This is a genomic window from Kribbella sp. NPDC043289 (assembly GCF_056436705.1).
The window spans coordinates 655,350-678,408 of the sequence record NZ_JBWKCB010000003.1 but is presented as its reverse complement, the minus strand read 5'-3'; the positions used below and the strand labels follow the sequence as shown (position 1 = coordinate 678,408).

Sequence of the window (23,059 nt, the reverse complement as noted above, 5' to 3'; positions counted from 1 at the left end):
CGTTGATTGGTCAATCTACGGAAAACGCTAGACGGCCTCATACAGTGAAAGCATGGATCCGATCCGGAATCCCTATGCGCCCGGCGCCGGTCAGCGGCCGCCTGAGCTGGCCGGACGTGACACCGAGGTGCGGCAGTTCGAGGTGGTGCTCGAGCGGGTCGCGGCGGGCCGGCCGGAACGGAGCCTGGTACTCAGCGGGCTCCGGGGCGTCGGTAAGACGGTGCTGCTCAACACGCTGCGATCGCAGGCGATCAAGCGCGCGTGGGGCACCGGGAAGATCGAGGCACGGCCGGACCAGAGTGTCCGGCTGCCGATCGCGCAGGCGCTGCACACCGCGATGCGGGAGCTGGGACACCGGCACCGCGACGACGAGCGGGTCGACCAGTTCAGCGCCGTACTGAAGGCATTCGCGTTGCGGACCGCGGCGAACGACCGCAAAGGCATCCGCTGGCACCCGCCGGTCGACGTGGCGGCCGCCAAGGGGCGTGCGGACTCCGGTGACCTGGAGATGGATCTGATCGAGCTGTTCACTGACGCGGCGGACCTGGCCGGTGACCTGTCGGTCGGAGTCGGACTGTTCATCGACGAGATGCAGGACATCAGCGCGGACGACCTGTCCGCGCTGTGCGCTGCCTGCCACGAGATCTCACAGCAGAGCGCGCCGCTGGTCGTCGTCGGCGCCGGTCTGCCGCATCTGCCCGCTGTGCTCTCCGCCAGCAAGTCGTACTCCGAGCGACTGTTCCGCTACATCCGCGTCGACCGGTTGGCCCGCGACGCGTGCGACCGGGCGCTGATGATCCCGGCGGAGAGCGAAGGCGTGCAGTACGACGAGGAGGCGCTGGACGAGCTGTACGCGCAGACCGACGGCTACCCGTACTTCGTGCAGGCCTTCGCGCACTCCACCTGGGACCACGCGCCCACCACGCCCATCACCATCAAGGACGTGGCTGTCGCGGCACCCGAGGCGTCGGCCGAGCTGACGGTCGGCTTCTTCGGTTCGCGGTACGAGCGAGCCACTCCCGCGGAACGCGAGTACATGCGCGCCATGGCCGAACTGGGCATCGGCGTCGACGACGGCGCCGTTCCGACGTCCGAGGTCGCCGGCACCCTCAAGCGCAAACCCCAGTCCCTCTCCCCCGCCCGCGACGGCCTGATCAAGAAAGGCCTCGTCTTCTCCGCCGAACGCGGCACCGTAGCCTTCACCGTCCCCCACTTCGGCAAATTCCTCCGCACCCGCACCGCCTGACCTCCTCGGGCGCTACCTCGCGGATGGTGTTGAGGCTTGGCTTGGATTTGTTGGTTGGGCTTGGTTTGAAACGGGGGTTTCGGGGTTCTGTGATGACTCTGTAGGGTGAAATGCCATGACCACCCGGCGGAGCGGCCAGCGGCCCGTGACGGCTGGGCGGAAGCGGGTGGGCGGGAGGCACAGCAGGCGGAAGTCCTACAAGGGGCAGTGGTTCACGGTGACCGCCCTGGCCGTGCTGGGGACCGTTGTGGTCGCGCATCCGGATGTGGCGCATCGGGCGAGTCTCGCGGCGGAAGTGGTTGCTGGGGCCAACAGCGCCGAGCAGCGGGAAGTGCCGGACAACATCGCGGTGCCCTCGCCCAGTGCGACGCCGATGGCGACGCCGACGCAGAAGTTCACGACACCGTTGCGGCCGGCACCGACTCTGACCCGCAAGCCCAAGAGTGCGAAGCCGAACGTGCTGGTGTCGACCGGCAAGCTGGCCGTGGTGCCGGGGTTCAACAAGGCGACCGGTGTGCGCGACAAGCTGACGTACCGCGTGGAGATCGAGCAGGGCGTAACGGTGAACGGCGCCGCCGTGGCCGCCGCGATCCACCAGACGCTGACCGACCCGCGGGGCTGGCAGGCGATCCATCCGGTGAACTTCGAGCGGACGGACAGCGTCGACGCCGATCTCCGGATCATCCTGGCGACGCCGACCCTGACCGACAAGCTGTGTCTGCCCCTCGACACCGGCGGTGAGGTGTCCTGCCGCGTCGAGGACCGGGTGGTACTCAACGCGAAGCGCTGGATCTACGCGATCCCGGCGTACAACGGGAACGTGGAGATGTACCGCAGCTACCTGGTGAACCACGAGGTCGGGCACGCGCTCGGCCACGGCCACTCGACCTGCACGAAGGTGAAGACCCCCGCACCGGTGATGATGCAGCAGACGAAGGGCCTGGCCGGCTGCCTGCCGAACGCCTGGCCCACCATCAAAGCCACCTGAGAGACTGGGTACGACGGGAGGGAGCAGGCATGTCGTCACAGGACTTCCCGACGTACGGCCGGGACGATGAGCCCGAGCAGCAGCCCAGTGCGGACCAGCACCACTACGCCCCGCCGACGCCGTACGGCGGTGGCACCTACGGGTCCGGTCAACAGCCACCGGAAGCACCGGAGTACTACGCCGAGCCGCAGCGCTACGGCACGCCCCCCGGCCAGTACGGCGTCCCTCCTCAACCACAGCCACAGCAACAGCCGCACGGCCAGGGACAGATCACCGCGCCACACGCGCAGCCGCCGACCTACCGGCCCGGCACCCCGTACGGCGCCTCCGCGAGCCCCGAGCCGCACGAGCTCCCGACGTACGGCCGTGACGAACCTGCCGCACCGCGTGATCCGCGCGCCGCTCGGGTCGTCGGCCTCGCGACGGCGATCGCCGCGATCTACGGCCTGCTCGTCATCTCCGTCCAGCGGGTCTCGCTCCGCGACATCTCGCAGGCGCCCGGCTCGCCGCTCAACCATCCGCTGCGCACCGACGTGATCGACGCGGTCGGTCAGCTGCTGCTGCTCGTGGTCGGCGTGGTCGCGCTGGCGATGTGGATCCGCGACCTGCGGGCCCGGAGCCGGGCCGGTCAGCAGCCCGAGCCGGGCGAGGTGGTCGGACTGATCCTGGTCGCGGTCTCCGCGGTGCTCATCCTGGTCTGGCTGTTCATGGTGCTGTCCACGGGCCTGGGCGCCAACGACGAGTCGGTGCACCGGCTGCCGACGGCGTACGGCTGGGGTGGTTTCGGGCTGCTGGTCCTCGCCGCCGGCCTGTTCCTCGGGTACCGCGAGCTGAAGCCCGAGGTGCCGAACCCGGTCGTGCAGGGCCCGCCGGCCAAGGCTCCCTGGGAGTGAGCGCTCCTGTCGTCCTGGTGCCCGGCCTGGGTCTCGGCCCGGAGTCGTACACCAGGACGGTCGAACACCTGATCACGCCGTACCACGTGGTCACGCTGCCCGGGTACGGCGAACCCGCCGGCGCCCGTGAGGACCTGCACCCCCGTGCGCTCGCGGTGGGGCTGGCCGAGAAGATCCGCGAGCGGTCGGTGCTCGTCGGCCACTCGGCGAGCTGCCAGATCGTCGTCGAGACCGCGATCCGGTACCCCGAGTTGGCGCACGCCGTCGTCCTCGTCGCGCCGTCCGGTGACGCCCGAATGTCGAGCGTGGACCGAGCGGTGCGCTGGCTCGGGTCCGCCGTGCCCGACTCACCGAAGCTCCTCCGGGTCGTCACCCCGCAGTACGCCCGGACGACGCTGCCGACCATCGCCCGCGCCGGCGAGGCCTCCCGGCAGCACGACCTGGCGGCGGTGATCGCGCAGGTCAAAGCGCCGGTCCAGATCGTCCGCGGCCGGCACGACCTGCTGTCGACCGCCGAGTGGGTCGAGCGGCTCGCGACGCTCAGCAACGGCGAGTCCCGCACGCTCGACACCGGGGCCCACATGCCGATCGTCACCAACGGCCCGGAAGTCGCCGCTCTCATAGAACGAGCAGCCACTCTTCCCGAAGGTAGCTGACGCGTTAGAGTTGTCCCCGTCAAACCTATGCGGGAGCTCGCACCGACGTGCGCGGGCTGAGAGGGCGACAGCTGGGTCGCCGACCGCCTGAACCTGACCGGGTAATGCCGGCGTAGGGAGTGGGGTCACTCATGACCAGTACTGCTGTCCGTTCTGCGAGCACCACCGAGGCGCCGCTCGTCCTCACCACCGACGCGCCGCGGACGCTCGGGTTCTTCGACCAGTTCACGCTGTGGGGGAACTTCGGCATCTCGCTGTTCGGGCCGGTCACCGGTGCGCTGGTCGCGGCGTACACGGGCTCGCTCTGGCAGGGCCTGCTCGCGGTCGTGGTCGGCTGCGGGATCGGTGCGCTCGTCCTCGGCGGCGCGGCCGTGTTCGGCTCCCAGACCGGGGCGCCGGCGATGGCTTGTCTGCGCGGGCTGTTCGGCCGCCGCGGCTCGATCGCGCCGACCGTGCTGAACATCGCGCAGAACGTCGGCTGGGCGACGATGGAGATCATCGTGATCTCGCAGGCCGCGGTCGCGGTGACGAGTGAGCGCTGGCGCTGGGTGTTCGTCGTCCTCGCGGGAATCATCGCGACGACGATGGCGGTCCGGCCGCTCGGCAGCGTGAAGATCCTGCGGAAGTTCATGGTCTGGCTGGTCCTGGTCGCGTCGATCTACCTGTTCGTGCAGGTCCTCAGCAAGCCGGCGCATGCCTTGCCTCAGGACAACGTGTTCGGCTTCTGGCCGGCGGTCGACCTCGCTGCGGCCGGTGTCGTCTCGTTCGCCCCGCTAGCTGCCGACTACACGCGCCACTCGCGCACTAATAAGGCTGCGTTCGGCGGGTCTGCACTCGGCTACGGCCTGGCCGCGATCGGGTACTACGCCCTCGGTGTCGTCGCCGTCGCGACGCTGCAGACCAACAGCGAGGACGTGATCACCGCACTGGTCACCCTGCCGGCCGGCGCGATCGCACTGTTCGTCCTGCTGGTGGACGAGGTCGATGAGGCCTACGCGAACGTCTACTCGACCACGATGGCCGCCCACAACCTGATCGGCCACATCGACCGGCGGTGGATCTCGGTCGCGATCGGCATCATCGCCACCGGCATCGCACTGTTCATTGACCTGGGCAACTACACGCAGTTCCTTTACCTGATCGGCTCGGTCTTCATCCCGTTGTTCGCGGTCGCGATCGCGGACTTCTTCATCGTGAGCAAGATGAACTGGGACGTCTCCGATACGGCGAAGTTCCGCTGGCAACCGACCCTCGCGTGGCTGATCGGTTTCACGGCGTACCAGCTCGTCAACCCGGGCACCGTCGGCGGCTGGTCACCGTTCTGGACCGACCTTCAGCAAAGACTGTTCAACCACCAGCCGGTACCGACCTGGCTCGGCGCGACCTATACGTCGATCATCGTCTCGATGCTGGCCGCTGTACTTCTGGGCCGGATCGGTCGCCGACAGGCTGCCTGAGCAACACCAGCGCGACCGTTGGGAACACCAACACAGACAGCAACCCGGCGCAGACCAGGGCGGCGGCGGTGACCGGAGTCATCAGACCGGTGAGTACGCCGATCTGCGTCGCGGTGACGATGAACGGCAGCGATGTCGCCTGCAGCAAGGCCGTTGCGGCTGTCGCCCGGGATCCCAGCCTCCGGACCGCAAGGTACGCCGGTACTCCCCGGACCACGAGCAACGCGACCAGGAAGAGCGGGACGCGAACCAGCGCGGCCGGGTCGTCGAGCAGACCGCGAAGATCGAGACGCAGTCCGCTGGTCACGAAGAACACCGGAATCAGGAAGCCGTAGCCCAACGCCTCCAACTTGATCCGGAAACGTGGATGCGACTCGGCGTCGCGATCCACCAGACCGATCACCGCACCGGCCAGGAACGCGCCGAGGATCGTCTCCAGTCCGAACTGCTCGGCCAGCACCACGAAGGCGACCAGCAGCGCCACCGCGGCCCGGACCCGGATCTCCGCCGTCGTGTCCTGTAGTCGCAGCAACACTCCGCCGAGTCGCTGCGACCGTCCGGCGGTGGCGACGACCAGTCCGGTGACGACAACGAGCAATGCGAACAGTCCGACCATCACCAGCCGTTCGCCCGCGCTGCCGCCTTCGGTCGAGAACACCAGCGACAGCACCAGTACGGCGGCGAAGTCAGCAACTGACGCGGCGGCGATCGCGAACTGCCCGACGCTGCTCTCCGACTGGCCGGCATCCTTGAGCACCGGAACCACCAGCCCGAGCGAGGTCGCGGACAACGTCACTGCGAGCAGCAACGGGCTGTGCACCCACCCGGCCGCAGACAGGCCGAGTCCGGCGAGTGAACCGAGCAGCAGAGTCACGACGTACCCGAGGACCGCTAGCCGCAGTACCTGGCCGCGGAGCTTGTGTACGTCGATCTCCAGGCCGGCCAGGAACAGCAGGAAGCCGAGGCCCAGCACGGCGACGATCTGCACGGGCAGGTCGACCGCGACCAGTCCCAGTCCGTACGGCCCGACGATGATCCCGGCCACGATCTCCAGCACAACGGCAGGCACGCGGAGTCGCGGTGCGAGCCCGAGCAGCAGCGGTGCGAGCAACGCGATCACCGTGACCGCGAACAGATTGGTGAACTCAACGTGCGGCATACCGGATCAGTGCCGCCGCCGCGGCCGGACGTTACGCCTCAGCGGCGAGGAAAGCCGCGGAACGCGTCCATCAGGCCGTCGCGGGTCTCCGCGGATAGGTGCTGTGGCTCGACCTGACCGATCTCGGCGACGGTACGGCGGATCTGCTCGACGTAGATCTCGCAGCCGTCGCAGAGTTCGAGATGGTCGACGAATCGCTGCTCGGTCTCCGGGTCCAATGCATGGTCGAGGTACGCGGTGACCAGTTCGACCAGTTCGGCGCACGTCATGAGCCGGCTCCTCCGAAATAACGCTCGAGCCGGCCGCGGACGTTTACCCGAGCGCGGTGCAGCAGGACCCGCTGATTGGCCATCGAGATCTCCAGCAGGGCACATACGTCCTCGGCATCGTGGCCGTCGATGTCCCGGAGCGTCAGGACGACCTGCTGCCGGACCGGCAAGCCGTCGATCGCCGCCGCCACCGCCGCCCGGACCTCGTGTGCAAGGACCTCGGTCTCGGTGGTCGGCCAGCGCTCCGGGAACGTGCGCCACCCGCCCGGGTACTGGTCGCCGGCGCCCCGGAACCGCTTCGGGTCCATCGTCGGCCCGTGATCCGGGGCCAGGCTGGTCCACGGCACGGTGCGCTGCTCGCGGGCAGCCCGCTTCCGCGCGATGTTGACCAGGATCCGGTACACCCAGGTACGCAGTGTCGACCGGCCCTCGAAGCGCTCGATCCCTTCGAACACCGCCAGCCAGGTGTCCTGGACGACCTCCTCGGCGCTGGCCGTGGTCGACACGAACGACCGGGCCAGCCGCAGCATCGAGCCCGACCAGCCGTTCAGCAGACACGCGAACGTGTCCTCGTCCCCGGTACGCAGACCGGCGACGAGTACGTCGTCCGTCGGCACCACCACCCCCACAGGCCGACGGTACAACAGCGTGGTCAGCGGTACTCCGGGTTCTCGAAGTCGAATCGGCAGCCCGCATCCCACTCCGACCGCTGGTTGCCGTACGCCGGGATCCCGCCGGAATCCTTCATCATCCGGGCGAGATGCAGCAGGTTCCAGGTCATGAAGGTGGTGTTCCGGTTGGTGAAGTCGTTCTCCGGCCCACCCGATCCGGCATCCAGGTACGACGGCCCGGGTCCGGCCGCGCCGATCCAGCCGGCATCGGCCTGGGGCGGGATCGCGTAGCCGAGGTGCTGCAGCGAGTAGAGGACGTTCATCGCGCAGTGCTTCACCCCGTCCTCGTTCCCGGTGATCAGGCAGCCGCCGACGCGTCCGTAGTACGCGTACTGGCCGTGCTCGTTGAGAACCGACGAGTTGCCGTACAAGCGCTCGATCACCCGCTTGGTCACCGAGCTGTTGTCGCCCAGCCAGATCGGCCCGGCGATCACCAGGATGTCGGCCGCGAGCACCTGCTCCTGGATCGCGGGCCACGCGTCGACCGCCCAGCCGTGCTCGGTCATGTCCGGCCAGACCCCGGTCGCGATGTCGTGATCGACGGCCCGGATCACGTCGACCTGGACACCCTGTTTCTCCAGGATCTTCCGGCTGATGTCGACCAGGCCCTCGGTGTTGCTGACGGCGGGCGAGCGTTTCAGCGTGCAGTTGACGAACAGTGCGCGAAGGTCGGCGTACTCGGTCATCGGTGGCTCCTAAAGCAGTTCCGCGTCCTGCTCGATGCAGAGCAGGGCTGGTCCGGTGGCGGCGAACAGTTCGGTCATCGCGGCGTCCAGGTCCGCGCGTCGGGTGACCCGCAGGCCGGTCGCGCCGCAGAGTTCGGCGTACGACGCCCAGTCGGGGTTGTGCAGGGTCGTGTGCCAGACCGGGTAGTCGGCGGCGAGTTGTTCCTTGCTGATCTTGCCGAGCGAGTGGTTGTCGAGCAGGACGTGCTTGATCCCGATGCCGTACTTGACCGCGGTGGTGAGTTCGGCGGCGTACTGCCCGAAGCCGCCGTCGCCGGTGACCGCGACGATCGGCCGGCCGGGTGCGGCGGCCCAGGCGCCGAGTGCCGCCGGGTACCCGAAGCCGATCGACCCGAGGTAGCCGGACATCAGCACCGGTTGGCCCTTCGACTCCAGGTACCGGCCGAGCGAGTACGCATGGTTGCCGACGTCAACGGTCACGACGGCGTCCGCGGGCAGGTGCCTGGACAGCGCGTCGAAGATCGCGGCCGCCGACACGCCCTTGCCGCGATCGTCGGCGACCCGGCGCTTCTTCTCCGCCCGCCAGATCGCCCAGCGTTCGGCGAGGTCCGGCCGCTGGTCCTCGGCCTTGGTGTCGGCGAGCATCCTGGTGAGCGTGGCCAGCGCCAGTTGGGAGTCGCCCAGCACGTCCACGGCGACCGGGTCGAAGCGGCCGATGGCGGCGTGGTCGTCGTCGATCTGGACGATCGGCTTGTACGCCGCGATGCCGGTGTGGTTCGAGAACGAAGCGCCGACCACGATCAGCAGATCCGACTCGTTCATCAGCCAGCTCGCCACCGGCGTACCGCTGCGGCCGAGTACTCCGGCGCCGAGCGGATGAGTGTCCGGCACCAGCCCTTTGGCCTTGAACGTGGTCAGCACGGGTGCATTGAGACGCTCGGCCAGCTCGCGGACCTCGGTCTCGGCGCGGCGAGCACCGTGGCCGACGATCAGGACCGGCCGGCGGGCGTCGTGGATCATCGCGGCGGCCCGCGCCAGGGTGCCCTTGTCCGGCCGGATGAGACGCGGTGACAGCCGTCCGCCCGGGCGCGTGGCCGGTGCGTCGGACGGCTGGACCTGGACCTCGTCGGGCAGCACCAGGTGCGCGACGCCACGGCCGTCGATCGCGTGCTTGACCGCGAGCGCGGCCAGCTCGGCGTGATCACTGCCCGCGTGCACCGACGTACTCGAGACCGCGACGTCGCTGAAGACCGCGGTCAGATCGAGATCCTGGAACGCACCGCGGCCGCGCCACTTCGACGGCACCTGTCCGGAGACCGCGATCACGGGCGAGCCGTCGAGCTTGGCGTCGTACAGACCCGTGAGCAGGTTGGTCGACCCCGGGCCCGCGATCGCGAAGCACACGGCCGGCCGGCCCGTCAGCTTGCCGTAGGCGCTGGCCGCGAACGCTGCGGCGCCCTCGTGGCGGATCCCGATGTAGGTGAGTTCGCCGCGGTCCTCGGCGCGCCGCATCGCGTCGGCGAACCCGAGGTTCGAGTGCCCGACCATGCCGAAGACGTGCGTGATCCCGTGCGCCACCAACGTCTCGACCAGCACGTCCGCGACGGTCCGTACCTGCGTCGGCAGTTCCGGAAGCCGTACGTAGACGCCGTCGGCGCGCTCGTCCACGTCGTACGACGGAACGCCGTCGGAGAACCCCTCCGGTGGCTGACCGGTGATCGGGTCGTAGTCGTACCCGTGCCACGGACAGCGCAGCAGCCCCTTCTCGATCGAGCCCTCACCGAGCGGACCGCCCTGATGCGGACACTTGTTCTCCAGTGCGCCGAGTCGCGCCCCACAACGCGCCATCGCGATACTCCGACCGTCCACAGTGACGCTGCGGACCCGCCCTTCCGCCGGTACGTCGATGTCGTTCACCCGATGCCAATTCGCTGACATGTAACGTCTCCCGCCCCTCGCGACACAGACCGTCCAACAGATCAGTGCCGGCCACCGATCAGGCGTTACAGGAAGAGGGGCCACCATGGACGCACGTTCGCTCGCCGTAACCCGCCGATCCCTGCACGGCGTCGCCGAACTGCTGCTGGCCGGACCGCAGCACCGTCAAGGCCGCGGTATCAGGCTGCGCGTCGTACCCGGCGGCTTCGGCACCTTGGACGGCACGCTGCGGGTCGCCGGCGACTCGTTGGTCTCGCCGACGGTCTCGGTGCGGCTGACCGGCACGTACGCCGAACTCGCCGCGGCCGTCGGTGTCGAGGCGAGCCGACTCGACGACGAGTACTCCGGTGGTCCGAAGATCGCGCCGGACGACCACCTGGAGATCGAACCGGCGGCCACCCGGCTGCTCGAGGATGCCTTCGCCCGCGGTGACGCCGCGCTCCGGGACCTCGCGCCGGGTGAGACCCCGACGCTCTGGCCCGAGCACTTCGACGTCGGAGTCAGCATCGACAAGGTCAACTACGGCGTCTCACCGGGCGACGACCACCTGCCCGAGCCCTACGCGTACGTCGGGCTGCCGACGCCGCGGAGCGGTGAATTCTGGAACGCCTCGTTCGGCGCCGTGCGGCCGCTGTCCGAACTGGCCGAGCTCTCCGGCATCCGTGAGTTCTTCGGCACCGCGAGATCCCTGCTGGACAACTGACCCGGGGGTACCGGAATACTGACAGCATGCTGAATTCCGCACTGCGTAGCCGGGCCGAATATGCGGAACTCGGGGCCGACGGCCTGGCCGCGCGTACGACGCCGGAGCGGGACGCGCTGATCGTCAAGGCCGTCGAGGAGCTGCTCGCCGACCGGGAGACGGTGCTCGACCTCTGCTGCGGGTACGGCCGGGTCGCGCTGCCGCTGCGGCGGGCGGGCAAGGTCGTCCGTGCGCTGGATATCTCGCCGAACCTGATCGAGGCCGGCCGCGCCCGGGCCGCGGAGGACGAGCTCGCGGTCGACTGGGCGATCGGTTCGATGACCGACCTGCCGTACAAGTGGGACTCGTTCGACGCGGTGATCTGCCTGTGGACGGCGTTCCACGAGCTGTTCGCCGAGGACGAGCAGATCTCCACGATCTGCGAGATCTCCCGGGTGCTGAAGCCGGGCGGGATCGCGATCATCGAGGGCCCGGCCTGGGGACCGGCGACGGCCGCCGAGATCGCCAACGGCCTGCGGCAGGGACCCGAGCACCGGATCGTCACCACCGAGCACGCCGACGACACCAGCAGCGTGCATTTCATCCACGACGAGATCAGCTACGGACGGCTCTGCGCGGCCGCCGGAATCGACGACTACAAGGTCTACAAACGGGATTGGGGCGGTCGCCGCCGGCTGATCCTGGAGATCCACCAACCGTCGAATGACTGACGCGTCAGGAAATTCCGTCGCCCGCGCCGCCTGACCGGAAACAAGAAGCAGATCCCCACTCCACATTGGGGATCTGCTCCTTTGTGTATTCAGTCTAAATCCATTCCGGACGATTCCGGAAAACTCAGCTTTTTGCTTCGAGATTCAGCAAGAAGCGTTTCGCGTCGAGCCCACCGGCGTACCCCGTGAGGGCGCCGCTCGCGCCGACCACCCGGTGGCACGGCAGCACGACGCACACCGGGTTCGCCCCGAGGGCCGTCCCGACCGCGCGGGACGCCTTGGGTTTCGCGATGTCGGAGGCGACCGCGCCGTACGTCGTCGTGGCGCCGTAGCTGGTGTGGCTCGGGAGATCATTCAGGACCAACCGCTGGAACGGTGTCGCCAGCGTCAGGTCCACCTCGACGTCGAAGGCCCGGCGCTCGCCGGTCAGGTACTCGTCAAGTTGGCGGCGCAGGTCGTCCAGTGGGCGGGCCTGCCGCAGTACTCGCGGGGAGATCGCGCGGGCGAGCCGGTTGGTCATCGTCTCCTCGTCGCCGAAGGAGCTGGCCACCACCCGGCCGTGCGTGATCGCGAGCAGCAGGGTCCCGATCGGGGTGTCGTGCAGGGTGTAGGCGACGTCCGCCGCCGGGAGGATCGGTGGTTTCGGGTCGGGTGTGCTGAGCCGGGTCAGCCGGCTCTCGAGATCAGTCATCGTGTACTCCGAGTTTCGTGCGCAGGGTCGACAGCGCGTCGCTGACGAGCCGGCGCGACGCGGCGGGCGTGGTGTCCAGAGCGGCGGCCACGCCGTGGTGGTCCAGGTCGCCGACGTACTTGAGCGTGATCGCGAAGCGTTGCCGCTCCGGGAGTTGGTTGACCGCCTGCCACAGGTCGGGGTCCGGCCAGTCCGCGGCGTCCGGGCCCTCGACCGCGACCGGCGGCGCCTCGTCCAGGGGGCGCTGCGGTTTCCGCGCCCGGTAGACGTCGGTCGCGCACCGGGAGGTGATGGTGAGCAGCCAGCCGCGCAGGTTCTTCGCCGACGTCAGTGCCGGGTACGCCGCATACGCCTTCTCCCAGGCGCGTTGCGCGACGTCGTCGCCGTCCACCGGTCCGGCCAGCGCGCGCGCCAGCCGGCCCACGTCCCGCCAGTGCGCGTCGATCAGCGCCTGGAACGGCGGCAGTACGACCTTCTCCCGAGCCATCACGTAAGTAGAACGCATCACCGGTGGAGCGTGTGAGTCCGCATCACGAGATTGTCCACTTAGTTGGTAGACATTGATGCGAAGATATCTGACATGACGACGACCTTCCTCACCCGCCGTCGCGTCATCGATCTCCTGCGGACGGCGAGCGCCACCTGTCGGTGAGCCCTGTCCTCGTACTGCGCGTGGCTGTCCCGCTTCGCACTTCATGAGGCCTCTGCCTCTGTCTTCCGCCCGGTCACTGCTGCCGGTCGTCCCTGCCCCGATTCCGAGGGAGAGACATGTCTTTGCCTGCCCTGAACCGTCCTGCCCTGTCCGTCGTCCCCGACCATGCCCAGGAGCGGGTGGTGGACGCCGACGTCTACCGCACCGTCTTCCGTCGCCACGCCGCCGGTGTCGTGGTGATCACCGCGGACGCCGGTCACGGCCCGGTCGGATTCACCGCCACCTCACTCGTCTCGATCAGCCTGCTGCCGCCACTGGTCTCGTTCGCGATCGCGACCAGCGCCTCCAGCTGGCCGACCGTGAGTACGGCGTCCAGCGTGGTGATCAACTTCCTGTCCGCCGACCAGCACGGGATCGCCGGCCGGTTCGCGACCAGCGGGATCGATCGGTTCGCCGAGCCGACCCGATGGTCCCGACTCGACTCCGGCGAGCCCGTCCTCGACGACGCCCCGAGCTACCTGCGCGCGCACGTCGAGCACCGCTTCGCCGTCGGCGACCACTACCTGGTCGTCGCCCGCCTCGCCACCCATACCGAACGCCGTGAACACGAGCCGCTCCTCTACCACGACGGCCGTTACGCCACCGCCACCCCGAAAGCACACCATGCCTGAGATCCGTAAGTTCGCCGTCCTGACCGCTGCCCTCGCCGCCTTGTCCACAGTGGCCCTGCTGACCGGCTGCGGCGGTGATGCCAACGCCGGTGGCGACGCCGCCGCGAAGCTCTCGCTCGACGCGCCGCTGCCGACCACCGTCCCGGCCGGCGCCAAGATCGTGGTCGGTGACCCCGCCACCGAGGTCGCGCTGAAGCTCTCCGGTCAGTACGACGCGGTGTCGAAGTACGTCCAGTTCGCCAACCTGAGTGGCGGTCCGCAGACCACCGAGGCGTTCCGGGCGCATGCCCTCGACCTCGGTTCGGTCGCCGAGATCCCACCGATCAACGCGACCTGGACCGGGCTGCACGTGAAGATCGTCGCCTCCAAGTTCCGGCAGGACGCGATCAAGCACCCGATCTACAAGCTCGGGGTCGCGCCCGGGGTATCGGTGTCGACGCTCGGCGACCTGCGCGGCAAGAAGATCGCGTACAGCCCGGGTCAGGCGCAGGGCGCGCTGATCCTCAAGGTGCTGAAGAAGGCCGGGTTGACCAAGGAGGACGTGAAGCTGATCGAGCTGCCGAGCACCGGCGACGTGTACTCGAACGCGCTCTCCTCGAAGCAGGTCGACGTCGCCCCGATCGGCGGCGTCCAGATCAAGCGGTACCTGGCCAAGTACGGCAAGGACGGCGCGAGCGTGATCGACCACGGCCTGCGCGACGACGCCGGTCACCTCTACGGGCCGGTCGAGTCGCTGGAGGACCCGGGCAAGGCGGCCGCGATCCGCGCGTACGTCGCCGCCTGGGGGATCGCGCAGAACTGGATCGACAAGCACCCCAAGGAGTGGATCGCGGGGTACTACGTGAAGGACCAAGGCCTCAGCGAGGCGGATGGTCAGTGGCTGGTCGTCAACGCCGGTCACCCGGACATCCCGGCGGACTGGAGTGATGCGATCCAGCGGCAGCAGGAGACGATCGAACTGCTCGCCAAGGAGACCGGCAACCCGGTGATCCAGGCCAAGGACCTCTACGACCTGCGGTTCCAGACCGTCGCCGCGGACGCGATCAAGGGCGGCGCCAAATGAGCGCGACCACCCTGCCCGGGTTACGGACCCGGACCACCGCGAAACCCGTCGTACGCCGTCGGCGGCTCGGGCCCGGGAAGCCGATCAGGTTCGGGGCCGCGATCGGTCCGGTGCTGCTGCTGGTGATCTGGAGCATCGGATCCGCGGCTGGTTGGATCGACCAACGAATCCTGTCCGCGCCGTGGACCGTGGTGACCACGGCCGGCGACCTGATCGCGGACGGCCGGCTGCAGTCGAACCTGTGGACGTCGGCCCAGCGGGCGCTGGTCGGCCTCGCGCTCGGCATCGTACTGGGCGTCGTCCTCGCCCTGATCTCCGGCCTGTCCCGCCTCGGTGAGGCCGTCCTCGACGGGCCGATCCAGATCAAGCGGGCGATCCCGTCGCTCGCACTGCTGCCGCTGCTGATCCTCTGGCTCGGCATCGGCGAGTCGATGAAGGTCGTCACCATCCTGCTCGGCGTGTTCGTGCCGGTCTACATCCACACCCACAACGGCCTGCGCACCATCGACAGCCGGTACGTCGAACTCGCGCAGACGGTCGGGTTGTCGCAATGGCAGTTCATCCGCCGCGTCGTACTGCCAGGCGCCCTGCCCGGGTTCCTGCTCGGGCTGCGGTTCGCGGTGACCGGTGCGTGGCTGTCGCTGGTCGTCGTCGAGCAGATCAACTCCACCAGCGGAATCGGCTACATGATGGAGCTGGCCCGCACGTACGGACAGACCGACATCATCATCGTCGGCCTGGTCGTGTACGGCGTCCTCGGCCTGCTCTCCGACGCGGTCGTCCGCCTGATCCAGAGGAGGGCCCTGTCATGGCGCCGAACGCTAGCCTCGTGAGAACGGTCCAGGTCCGCGACCTGGTCCGCCGGTACGACGAACGCGCCGTCCTCGACGGTGTGGACCTGGACATCGAACCGGGCGAGTTCGTCGCCCTGCTCGGCAAGAGCGGTTCCGGCAAGTCCACGCTGCTGCGGGCGCTGGCCGGACTGGACTTCGACGTCGAGGGATCCGGTGACGTATCGGTCCCGGAGAACGTGTCGGTGGTCTTCCAGGACTCCCGGTTGTTGCCGTGGGCCAAAGTTCTCGACAATGTCGTGCTCGGGCTGCCCGACGCCGGCGAGCGTGGCCGGCAGAGTCTCGAGGAAGTCGGACTCGCCGGTCGGGAGAAGGCCTGGCCGAACGAGTTGTCCGGTGGTGAGCAGCAGCGGGTCGCGTTGGCGCGATCGCTGGTGCGGGAGCCGGAACTGTTGCTCGCGGACGAGCCGTTCGGCGCGCTGGACGCGTTGACCCGGCTGAAGATGCACGTGTTGTTGCGGAAGTTGTGCGCCGCGCACCAACCCGCCGTCCTGTTGGTCACGCACGACGTCGACGAGGCGATCGTGCTGGCCGACCGGGTGATCGTGCTCGACGCCGGGCGGATCGTCGCCGCGGAGACGATCGACCTGCCGGCGCCGCGGAGTGCGGCCGATCCAGGATTCGCCGCGGTCCGTGCGCGGCTTCTCGACGCCTTGGGAGTCTCGGTATGAGCAAGCAGTTGCACCTGAACGCGTTCCTGATGAGTACCGGGCACCACGAGGCGTCCTGGCGGCTGCCGGAGAGCGACCCGTTCGCGAACGTGAAGATCGAGCACTACCAGGAGCTGGCGCGGACCGCGGAGCGCGGGAAGTTCGACTCGATCTTCTTCGCCGATTCACCGGTGCTGATCGGGACCGTCGGCCGGCGTCCCGCGGGCGCGCTGGACCCGACGGTGCTGCTCGCGGCGCTGGCGGGCGTGACGTCTCGGATCGGACTGATCGCGACCGCGTCGACGACGTACAACGAGCCGTTCAACCTCGCGCGGCGGTTCGCCAGCATCGACCACGTCAGCGGTGGCCGGGCCGGGTGGAACGTGGTCACCACGGCCGGGCCGGAGGCGGCGCGGAACTTCAACCTCGCCGACCAACCGGCGCACGCGGAGCGGTACGAGCGGGCGGCGGAGTTCCTCGAGGTCGCGTACAAGCTGTGGGACTCGTGGCAGGACGACGCGGCGGTCGCGGACAAGGCCGAGGGGGTGTGGGCGGTGCAGGAGCGGGTGCTGCCGATCGACCATGTCGGCCGGTACTTCCAGGTGCGCGGGCCGCTGAACCTGCCCCGGTCGCCGCAGGGACATCCGCTGATCGTGCAGGCCGGGTCGTCGGAGGACGGCAAGGGCCTGGCGGCGCGGTACGCCGAGGCGGTGTTCACCGCTCAGCAGACGCTGGAGGACGCGCAGGACTTCTACCGGGACCTGAAGGCGCGCGCGCTCGCGCTGGGACGGGACCCGTCCGAGGTGAAGATCCTGCCCGGGATCGTGCCGGTGATCGGGTCCACGGTCGAGGAGGCGGAACGGCTGGAGCATCAGCTGGACGCGCTGATCCGGCCCGAGTACGCACGGCTGCAGCTCGCGAAGACGCTACGGGTGACGCCCGAGGACCTCCCGTTCGACCAGCAGTTGCCGGCCGAGTTGCCCGACGAGGACGAGATCGAGGGCGCGAAGAGCCGCTACACGCTGATCGTGTCCCTGGCCCGGCGCGAGCAGCTGACCGTGCGGGAACTGATCGGCCGCCTCGGTGGCGGACGTGGTCACCGGACCTTCACCGGTACGCCGGAGCAGGTCGCGGACGCGATCCAGCACTGGTTCGAGGCGGGTGCCGCCGACGGCTTCAACATCATGCCGCCGGTGCTCCCGTCCGGGCTCACCACGTTCGTGGACGAGGTGATCCCGATCCTGCAGTCCCGCGGCCTGTTCCGCACCGAGTACTCCGGTACGACGTTGCGCGACCACTACGGCCTGCCCCGACCGACCGGGCGTACGGCGGAACTCCAGGAGGCGACCGCCTGAGAACGTTGGGGGTCCCGTCAGGTGGCGGGACCCCCGACCCGCACCACCAGCTTCCCGACCGCCGTACCGTCCTGCATGATCCGGTGCGCCTCGCCGATCTCGTCCATCGTGAACACCCGGTCGATCCGGATCGGCAGCTTGCCCGCGGCCACGAGGTCGACGTACCGCTGGAACGCGGCCGCCGGGAGGTCCGAGCTCTCGCCGCCGTACGCCGTCAGCCGGACGCCGTTCGGGAGGTAACCGATCGGGTAGAAGTCCGGGATCGTCCAGGAATCACTCAGCATTCCGGTGAAACACACCGTGCCGTGGATCGCGGTCGCCTGCAGGGTGTCCGGAAGGACATTGGTGCCGACCAATTCGAGCGCCGCGTGCACGCCTTGCGGGAGAATCTCCCGGACCTTCGCCGCGACGTTGCCGTCGTCAACGATCGGGTGATCGACACCGAGCTCACGCAGTACGTCGGCCCGCTGCGGATTCCGCGTCGTCGAGAACACGGTCAGCCCGGCCTCCTTCGCGAGGACTGCGGCCGCCACGCCGACGGACGACGTACCGCCGCGGACGAGGAGCGACTGGCCGGGCTCGATCGCCAGCCCGGTGTGGAGCGATCCGTGGGCGGTCTGCAGCATCTCCGGCAGCGCGCCGAGCGTCGCCCAGTCCAGGTCGGTCGTCACCGGGATCACCGAGGACACGGGAACGACGGCGTACTCGGCGTACCCGCCGTCGAACTCGCGGCCCATCCCGCCCATCATCGCGACGACCTGCTGGCCTTCGGCGAACTCATCACCGGGCGCCAGGTCGATCGTCCCGGCCGCCTCGATGCCCGGGATGACCGGGAAGCGCGCGTTCGTCGCGAGGCCGGCCCGGAGGTGGTACTCCGACCGGTTCAGCCCGAACGCCTCGACCTTGATCCGCACCCAGCCCGGGCCCGGTTCGGGGACGGGGACCCGTCGCACCCGCAGTTCCTCCGGCTGCACCGGCCCGTCCAGCACGATCGCGCGCATGTCCATGGCGTGAGGGTATGTCTCGTCCCCCGATCCACCGGCATCGTGTGAAAGAGTTTCCTGCATGCGGAAGCTCCCGCGCGTCGTTGCCCATCGCGGCGCCAGTGCAGTCGATCCTGAACACACGCTCGCGGCGTACCGGCGGGCGATCGACGTCGGTGCGGACGGACTCGAGTGCGACGTCCGGCTGACCAAGGACGGGCATCTGGTCTGCGTGCACGACCGCCGGATCGAGCGCACCTCGAACGGCCAGGGCGTGCTGTCCACGATGACCCTCGAAGAGCTCGAGACCTACGACTGGGGCTCGTGGAAACACCAGGGGGCCGACGTCGACGAGGAGACCGAGCTGCCCGACCTCGACAGCCGGAAGGTGCTGACGCTCGACACGCTGCTGGCGACCGTCCGGGACGCCGGCCGCCCGGTCGAGCTGGCGATCGAGACCAAGCACCCGACCCGGTACGCCGGGCGCGTCGAGCGCCGCCTGATCGAGACCCTGGACCGCTACGGCTGGGCGCACCCGAAGCTCGGGACGGAGTCGCCGGCCCGGGTGATGAGCTTCTCCTGGCTGTCGCTGCGCCGGATGCGGGCGGCCGCGCCCGGGCTGCGCACCGTCCTGCTGATGGACCGCATCCCGCTGCGCTTCCGCGACGGCTCGCTGCCGACCGGCGTCTCGTACGCCGGCCCGAGCCTGGAGATCGTCACCGCGCACCCGGAGTACGTCGAGCGCGCGCAGAAACACGGGCACCAGGTTCATGTCTGGACCGTGAACGCCGAAGAAGACGTCCGGCGCTGCCGCGAGCTCGGTGTCGACGCGGTCATCAGCGACCGGCCGGACGTCGCGCTGCGGGTGCTCGCAGAAGGACCGGAAGATGTAGGACGCCGTACCTGACCTGCGGGTTTGTGACACTTCGGCACGGATTGTGTGGCTTGTGTCACGCTGGTATGGATACGTAGTGACGCGAATGCGGGCGGTTATTCTTAACGCTCAATCCGTCGATTTCATCACGGTTTCCCGGAGTTTAGGCGGGAACTCCGCGGTGGCTATGTAACGGAATACTTGCAGTGGTTTTCCGGGGCCGGATCGTGGGCAGATGTTCCTATGGCTGTTCCGATCATCGAGGAGACCCTGCTTGTCCTCAGCGACCTTGCCCGCCGACGTGAGCGTCGTGGACGTCGTACTCCCGCACGAAGTGTCCGCGGTAGCGGACGCACGACGCCGTCTGGCCACCTACCTGAAGCGGTACAGGGTGGCCGGAAATGCCTGTGAGGACGCCAAGCTCGTCCTCACGGAGCTGCTGTCGAACGCGATCCGGTACGCCCCGCCGCTGCCGTCGGGCGAGGTCCGTGCCGCTTGGTGGATCGACAAGGCCGGAATCCATGTCGAGGTCACCGACGGCCGTGGTGACACCGAACCGCAGCGCATCAGCGACACCCACCCGGAGTCGGTCGGCGGCCGCGGTCTGGCCATCGTCGAGATGCTCACCTCGGGCTGGGACGTCCGCACCGCCGCCCACCACCGCACGGTCCACGCTGTCATCCCGAACTGACCGGCGCCGGCAGCCCCGGGTGAGTTGGCTCCGGGGCGTGCTGGGCTGCAAGACTGCGTGGTTATGGGAAAGAAGTCGCGGCAGCGCGCGAAGAACACGACGACGACCGTCACGCTCGACCCGGCCGATCTGGTCGACGTCGGGCCGCGGGAACCCTGCCCGTGCGGTTCGGGCAAGCGGTTCAAGCAGTGCCACGGCAAGGACCGGGCGCAGGCGGCCGATGCGTTCGTGGTGCGGCCGTTCGAGGGGCTGCCGTCCGAGTGTGACCTGATCGCGTTCCGCGAGATCGTCCCGTCCGGCACCGTGCAGGTCGAGCTGGTCGGCGACAACGCCGGCAAGGTGGTCAACCTGGTCACGCTGCTGCCGATGGCGATGCCGGGTCTGGTGCGCGACGACGAGACGATCTGGATCGGCCTGCAGACGCACGCGTCGTCGGGTGACCCGAGCCGCGACCTCGGCCACGCGATCACCGCCGCGCTGCGGACCGAGCCCGGGAACCCGATCCAGCTCGGCGACCTGATGAAGGACGGACCGCGGCTGCAGGACCTGATCGACACCTCCAAGCCGCTGGAGATCAAGGTCCACGAGGGCTTCGACTACTGGGTCGGAGAGAACGTCGAGGACCCGACCGGTGAGGTCGCCGCCGGCCTGGAGCGCGCGAACGCCGCGGCCGCCCCGACCGTCCGGCTGGAGTCGGTGGACGCGGCGTACTGGACGCAGATCGGCGACCGCATCTACCTGCGCTGGGTGCTGCCGCACACCGAGGACACGGTGCTCGACGCGCTCGCCCGGCTGCACGCCGCCGGTTCGTCGGCGATCATCAACGGCAGCCGCCTGATCGGTTCCTTCCGCGCCCTCGGCGTACTGGCGCCGGTCTGGGAGCTCCCGGCCGGGACCGAGGCCACCGACGTCGAGAAGCCGGCCGCCGACTTCGCTGCCGCTCTGGAGAAGGCGCTCGCCACCGACGCGCCGCTCACCACCGACGAGCGCGCGGCCCGCGCCGGCCTGGCCAGCCGCCAGCTCACCATCCGCTGACCGCTTGAAACGACGAACGCCCACCCTGGCTGCTGCCGGGGTGGGCGTTTCGTTCACCCACAGTGGTCTAGGCCAACTGGCTCGATCTCACCGTGGAACGTGGACGGCCCAAGTCCTGCTGACGGGGGAGCAACAGGGCCTGGGCCTAGGCATGAAGAGTACTCAGGATGATGCCGGGCCACAAGCCCCGATTTCACTCCGCGTGTCGTTGGGCTTACGCGCCCACCGGTGCCCGCAGTACCGGGCACGACATACAGCGCGGTCCGCCGCGGCCCGAGCCGAGCTCGGAGCCGGAGATCCGGATGACCTCGATCCCGGACTCCTCGAGTCGTGCGTTCGTCTCCACGGTCCGTTCGTACGCGATGCACACGCGCGGCGCGACCGCCAGGGTGTTGTTCCCGTCGTCCCACTGCTCCCGCTCGGCCGTTACCGGGTCCAGCCCGGTGTCGATCCGGCGCAGCGTGTCGATGCCGAGTGCCTTTGCCGCCGCGACCAGGAACGGCTCCGGCTCCGCCACATGCAGCTCGGCGCCGTCGGTGGTGACCGCCAGCGCCCGCATCTCCTCGGCCATGTTCGGATACATCAGTACGGCGTCGGTGTCGACCATCGTGCACACGGTGTCGAGATGCATCGTCGCCCGCTGCTGCGCGATCGGTACGGCGAGCACGGTGTGCGCCAGCCGTTTCTCGAACACCCGCTGCGCCAACCGCTCCACACCGGCCGGAGTCGTCCGTTCGCCCACACCGACCGCGAGAACGCCGGGACCGAGCGCCAGTACGTCCCCGCCCTCCACGTGCTCCAACTGGTGGTCGTACACCTTGTCGGCGCTCGCGAACCGCGGGTGGAACGTGTAGATCAGCTCGGTCAGCTGCGTCTCGCGCATCCGGGCCGGCATCGCCAGTGAGGTGACCGCGACCGAGTCCCGGATCCAGACGCTGGAGTCCCGGGTGAAGAGCAGGTTCGGCAGCGGGTCGATCAGGAAGTCCTCGTGCGCCAGCAGCGACGTCACCAGCCCGCCCACGCGCACCTCGTCGTTCCGTACGCCGGCCATCAGCGCCTCGGCCAGCGCGGCCGGATCGAGCGCGCCGAGGGACGCCCGCAGGTAGTCGCGCAGGGTGTCGCCGAGGCGCAGGTCCTCGATGGCGCCCGCGACGGCCCGCGCCCGGGCCTCGGGATCGTTGAGCGCCTCCGTCAGCAGGTCGCCGAGGTACAGCACCTCGACGTCACGGTCCCGGAGGGCCTGGGCGAACGCGTCGTGCTCGTCCTGCGCCCGACCGACCCAGGGGATGCCGTCGAACAGCAGTTTGTCGTTGTTCCGCGGGGTGAGCCGACGGAGCTCGTTGCCCGGCCGGTGCAGCATCACCGTGCGCAGCGGGCCGACCTCGCTGTCGACGCCGTACGCCTTGACTCCGCCCGTCTCGGTCATCCGCCCAGCCCTTCTTCCGGTCGTGGTCTTCCACGCTACGGCACAGTCCGCCCAATCTGTCTGATTGTCCGACAATATGCCCCGGAGTGCCAACTTCAGGAGCGCACGCGGTCGTAGAGCAGGCAGAGCGCGCCGGACTCGGTCGGCGTCGCGTCGGTCAGCTTCCACGACGTGGCCGGCAGCCCGTCCTCGAACAGCCGGGCGCCGCCGCCGACCAGCTCGGGGTCCAGGGTGATGCTCAGCCGGTCGACCTCGTCCGCGGCCAGCAGCGCGCGGATCACGCTGGAGCTGGCCAGCACGATGATGTCGCCGTCCTCCTGGCCGCGCAGCTCCTTGACCACGTCCGCGGGCTCGCCCTCGGCGATCCGGGAGTTCTGCCAGGGGGCGTCGGTCAGCGTCGTCGAGAAGACCACCTTGTCGGTCTCGTTCAGCCAGCGTGAGAAGGCCCGGTCCTGCGGTGCCGCGGTCTCGTCATCGGCCACCGCCGGCCAGAAGCCGCCGAAGCCCTGGTAGTTCTTCCGGCCGAGCAGCACGGTGGTGGCCGGCTCGGTCACCCGGAGCATGTGGTCGCGGGCACCCTCGGTGATCGCGTGCGGCACGATCCAGCCCATGTCGAAGTCCCCGCCCGGTCCGTTCACCCGGCCGTCGAGCGAGAGCGAGATGTTGGCGGTCACTGTGCGAGTCATTTCGGTACCCCTTCGGTTCGGGTCGGCCGCTGCATCGGCCTGACACCAGAAATCC

At 69.1% G+C, this 23,059-nt stretch carries 26 protein-coding genes and 1 riboswitch; of the genes, 16 read left to right on the top strand and 10 right to left on the bottom strand.

Annotation, left to right across the window (positions count from 1 at the left end; translation table 11 throughout):
- The first annotated feature begins 52 nt into the window (after nt 1-52).
- From AC0662_RS21615 to AC0662_RS21595, 5 genes are all read left to right on the top strand, one after another.
- Nucleotides 53-1,246, top strand: a complete 1,194-nt coding sequence (locus tag AC0662_RS21615) for an ATP-binding protein (protein WP_452199113.1) — start codon at nt 53-55, stop codon at nt 1,244-1,246.
- A gap of 115 nt (nt 1,247-1,361) precedes the next feature.
- Nucleotides 1,362-2,234, top strand: a complete 873-nt coding sequence (locus AC0662_RS21610) for a DUF3152 domain-containing protein (protein ID WP_452199111.1) — start codon at nt 1,362-1,364, stop codon at nt 2,232-2,234.
- A gap of 29 nt (nt 2,235-2,263) precedes the next feature.
- Entirely contained in the window at nt 2,264-3,127 is an 864-nt protein-coding gene (locus AC0662_RS21605; protein ID WP_478302715.1) for a hypothetical protein, read from the top strand.
- Nucleotides 3,124-3,783, top strand: a complete 660-nt coding sequence (locus tag AC0662_RS21600) for an alpha/beta fold hydrolase (RefSeq protein ID WP_452199108.1) — start codon at nt 3,124-3,126, stop codon at nt 3,781-3,783. Before AC0662_RS21605 ends, AC0662_RS21600 begins: the two co-directional genes overlap by 4 nt.
- A 19-nt stretch (nt 3,784-3,802) precedes the next feature.
- A riboswitch (TPP riboswitch) is annotated at nt 3,803-3,919 on the top strand.
- Nucleotides 3,915-5,240 carry a purine-cytosine permease family protein gene (locus tag AC0662_RS21595; RefSeq protein ID WP_478302712.1) on the top strand — a complete coding sequence of 442 codons (1,326 nt, stop codon included), beginning with the start codon at nt 3,915-3,917 and terminating at the stop codon, nt 5,238-5,240. Its footprint overlaps the riboswitch before it by 5 nt.
- Here AC0662_RS21595 and AC0662_RS21590 read toward each other — a convergent pair.
- The 5 genes from AC0662_RS21590 to AC0662_RS21570 are packed head-to-tail and all read right to left on the bottom strand — an operon-like array spanning nt 5,179 to nt 9,963.
- Nucleotides 5,179-6,399 carry a cation:proton antiporter gene (locus AC0662_RS21590; protein ID WP_478302710.1) on the bottom strand — a complete coding sequence of 407 codons (1,221 nt, stop codon included), beginning with the start codon at nt 6,397-6,399 and terminating at the stop codon, nt 5,179-5,181. The two genes, AC0662_RS21595 and AC0662_RS21590, sit on opposite strands and share 62 nt — an antisense overlap.
- Before the next feature lie 38 nt (nt 6,400-6,437).
- Nucleotides 6,438-6,668, bottom strand: a complete 231-nt coding sequence (locus AC0662_RS21585; RefSeq protein WP_452199102.1) for an anti-sigma factor family protein — start codon at nt 6,666-6,668, stop codon at nt 6,438-6,440.
- Nucleotides 6,665-7,297: an RNA polymerase sigma factor gene (locus AC0662_RS21580; RefSeq protein ID WP_478302708.1), complete on the bottom strand. Its 633-nt coding sequence runs from the start codon at nt 7,295-7,297 to the stop codon at nt 6,665-6,667. The genes AC0662_RS21585 and AC0662_RS21580 overlap by 4 nt, the downstream gene beginning before the upstream one ends.
- Nucleotides 7,298-7,320: 23 nt before the next feature.
- Nucleotides 7,321-8,025 (bottom strand): flavodoxin family protein, encoded by a 705-nt coding sequence (locus tag AC0662_RS21575; protein WP_478302706.1) that lies wholly within the window; start codon nt 8,023-8,025, stop codon nt 7,321-7,323.
- A 9-nt stretch (nt 8,026-8,034) separates the two neighbouring features.
- Nucleotides 8,035-9,963 (bottom strand): thiamine pyrophosphate-binding protein, encoded by a 1,929-nt coding sequence (locus AC0662_RS21570; RefSeq protein ID WP_478302704.1) that lies wholly within the window; start codon nt 9,961-9,963, stop codon nt 8,035-8,037.
- 85 nt (nt 9,964-10,048) lie between these two features.
- Here AC0662_RS21570 and AC0662_RS21565 point away from each other — a divergent pair, with 85 nt between their 5' ends.
- Together AC0662_RS21565 and AC0662_RS21560 are read left to right on the top strand one after the other, a co-directional pair.
- Nucleotides 10,049-10,666: a hypothetical protein gene (locus AC0662_RS21565; RefSeq protein ID WP_478302702.1), complete on the top strand. Its 618-nt coding sequence runs from the start codon at nt 10,049-10,051 to the stop codon at nt 10,664-10,666.
- Nucleotides 10,667-10,692: 26 nt separating this feature from the next.
- Nucleotides 10,693-11,376: a class I SAM-dependent methyltransferase gene (locus AC0662_RS21560; protein WP_452199092.1), complete on the top strand. Its 684-nt coding sequence runs from the start codon at nt 10,693-10,695 to the stop codon at nt 11,374-11,376.
- Nucleotides 11,377-11,500: 124 nt separating this feature from the next.
- Here the strand turns inward: AC0662_RS21560 and AC0662_RS21555 are convergent, their stop codons facing one another.
- Entirely contained in the window at nt 11,501-12,067 is a 567-nt protein-coding gene (locus AC0662_RS21555; protein ID WP_478302700.1) for a methylated-DNA--[protein]-cysteine S-methyltransferase, read from the bottom strand.
- Nucleotides 12,060-12,572 (bottom strand): RNA polymerase sigma factor, encoded by a 513-nt coding sequence (locus tag AC0662_RS21550; protein ID WP_478303425.1) that lies wholly within the window; start codon nt 12,570-12,572, stop codon nt 12,060-12,062. Before AC0662_RS21550 ends, AC0662_RS21555 begins: the two co-directional genes overlap by 8 nt.
- Nucleotides 12,573-12,647: 75 nt before the next feature.
- Here AC0662_RS21550 and AC0662_RS21545 point away from each other — a divergent pair, with 75 nt between their 5' ends.
- The 6 genes from AC0662_RS21545 (at nt 12,648) to AC0662_RS21520 (ending at nt 17,309) form a co-directional block, all read left to right on the top strand.
- Nucleotides 12,648-12,719: a putative leader peptide gene (locus AC0662_RS21545; protein ID WP_387771715.1), complete on the top strand. Its 72-nt coding sequence runs from the start codon at nt 12,648-12,650 to the stop codon at nt 12,717-12,719.
- A 116-nt stretch (nt 12,720-12,835) separates the two neighbouring features.
- Complete coding sequence (locus AC0662_RS21540; protein WP_452199088.1) at nt 12,836-13,390, top strand: flavin reductase family protein; 555 nt, start codon at nt 12,836-12,838, stop codon at nt 13,388-13,390.
- Entirely contained in the window at nt 13,383-14,453 is a 1,071-nt protein-coding gene (locus AC0662_RS21535) for an ABC transporter substrate-binding protein (protein ID WP_478302697.1), read from the top strand. Before AC0662_RS21540 ends, AC0662_RS21535 begins: the two co-directional genes overlap by 8 nt.
- Entirely contained in the window at nt 14,450-15,286 is an 837-nt protein-coding gene (locus AC0662_RS21530; RefSeq protein WP_478302696.1) for an ABC transporter permease, read from the top strand. The genes AC0662_RS21535 and AC0662_RS21530 overlap by 4 nt, the downstream gene beginning before the upstream one ends.
- Nucleotides 15,283-15,975 (top strand): ABC transporter ATP-binding protein, encoded by a 693-nt coding sequence (locus AC0662_RS21525; protein WP_452199083.1) that lies wholly within the window; start codon nt 15,283-15,285, stop codon nt 15,973-15,975. Before AC0662_RS21530 ends, AC0662_RS21525 begins: the two co-directional genes overlap by 4 nt.
- Complete coding sequence (locus AC0662_RS21520; RefSeq protein WP_478302693.1) at nt 15,972-17,309, top strand: LLM class flavin-dependent oxidoreductase; 1,338 nt, start codon at nt 15,972-15,974, stop codon at nt 17,307-17,309. The genes AC0662_RS21525 and AC0662_RS21520 overlap by 4 nt, the downstream gene beginning before the upstream one ends.
- Nucleotides 17,310-17,326: 17 nt before the next feature.
- Here the strand turns inward: AC0662_RS21520 and AC0662_RS21515 are convergent, their stop codons facing one another.
- Complete coding sequence (locus AC0662_RS21515) at nt 17,327-18,316, bottom strand: zinc-binding dehydrogenase (protein WP_452199080.1); 990 nt, start codon at nt 18,314-18,316, stop codon at nt 17,327-17,329.
- Between the two features lie 58 nt (nt 18,317-18,374).
- Here AC0662_RS21515 and AC0662_RS21510 point away from each other — a divergent pair, with 58 nt between their 5' ends.
- The 3 genes from AC0662_RS21510 (at nt 18,375) to AC0662_RS21500 (ending at nt 20,892) form a co-directional block, all read left to right on the top strand.
- Nucleotides 18,375-19,199, top strand: coding sequence for a glycerophosphodiester phosphodiesterase (locus tag AC0662_RS21510; protein ID WP_452199078.1), 825 nt, complete (start codon nt 18,375-18,377; stop codon nt 19,197-19,199).
- Between the two features lie 241 nt (nt 19,200-19,440).
- Complete coding sequence (locus AC0662_RS21505; RefSeq protein WP_452199076.1) at nt 19,441-19,857, top strand: ATP-binding protein; 417 nt, start codon at nt 19,441-19,443, stop codon at nt 19,855-19,857.
- Between the two features lie 63 nt (nt 19,858-19,920).
- Nucleotides 19,921-20,892: a DUF5926 family protein gene (locus AC0662_RS21500; protein WP_452199074.1), complete on the top strand. Its 972-nt coding sequence runs from the start codon at nt 19,921-19,923 to the stop codon at nt 20,890-20,892.
- Nucleotides 20,893-21,106: 214 nt separating this feature from the next.
- On the opposite strand, the gene AC0662_RS21495 is transcribed toward AC0662_RS21500, so the two are convergent.
- On the bottom strand, nt 21,107-22,318 hold the full coding sequence (locus tag AC0662_RS21495; protein WP_478302690.1) for an arginine deiminase: 1,212 nt from the start codon (nt 22,316-22,318) through the stop codon (nt 21,107-21,109).
- Between the two features lie 95 nt (nt 22,319-22,413).
- Nucleotides 22,414-23,004 carry a dihydrofolate reductase family protein gene (locus AC0662_RS21490; RefSeq protein WP_452199070.1) on the bottom strand — a complete coding sequence of 197 codons (591 nt, stop codon included), beginning with the start codon at nt 23,002-23,004 and terminating at the stop codon, nt 22,414-22,416.
- Between the last annotated feature and the right edge of the window lie 55 nt (nt 23,005-23,059).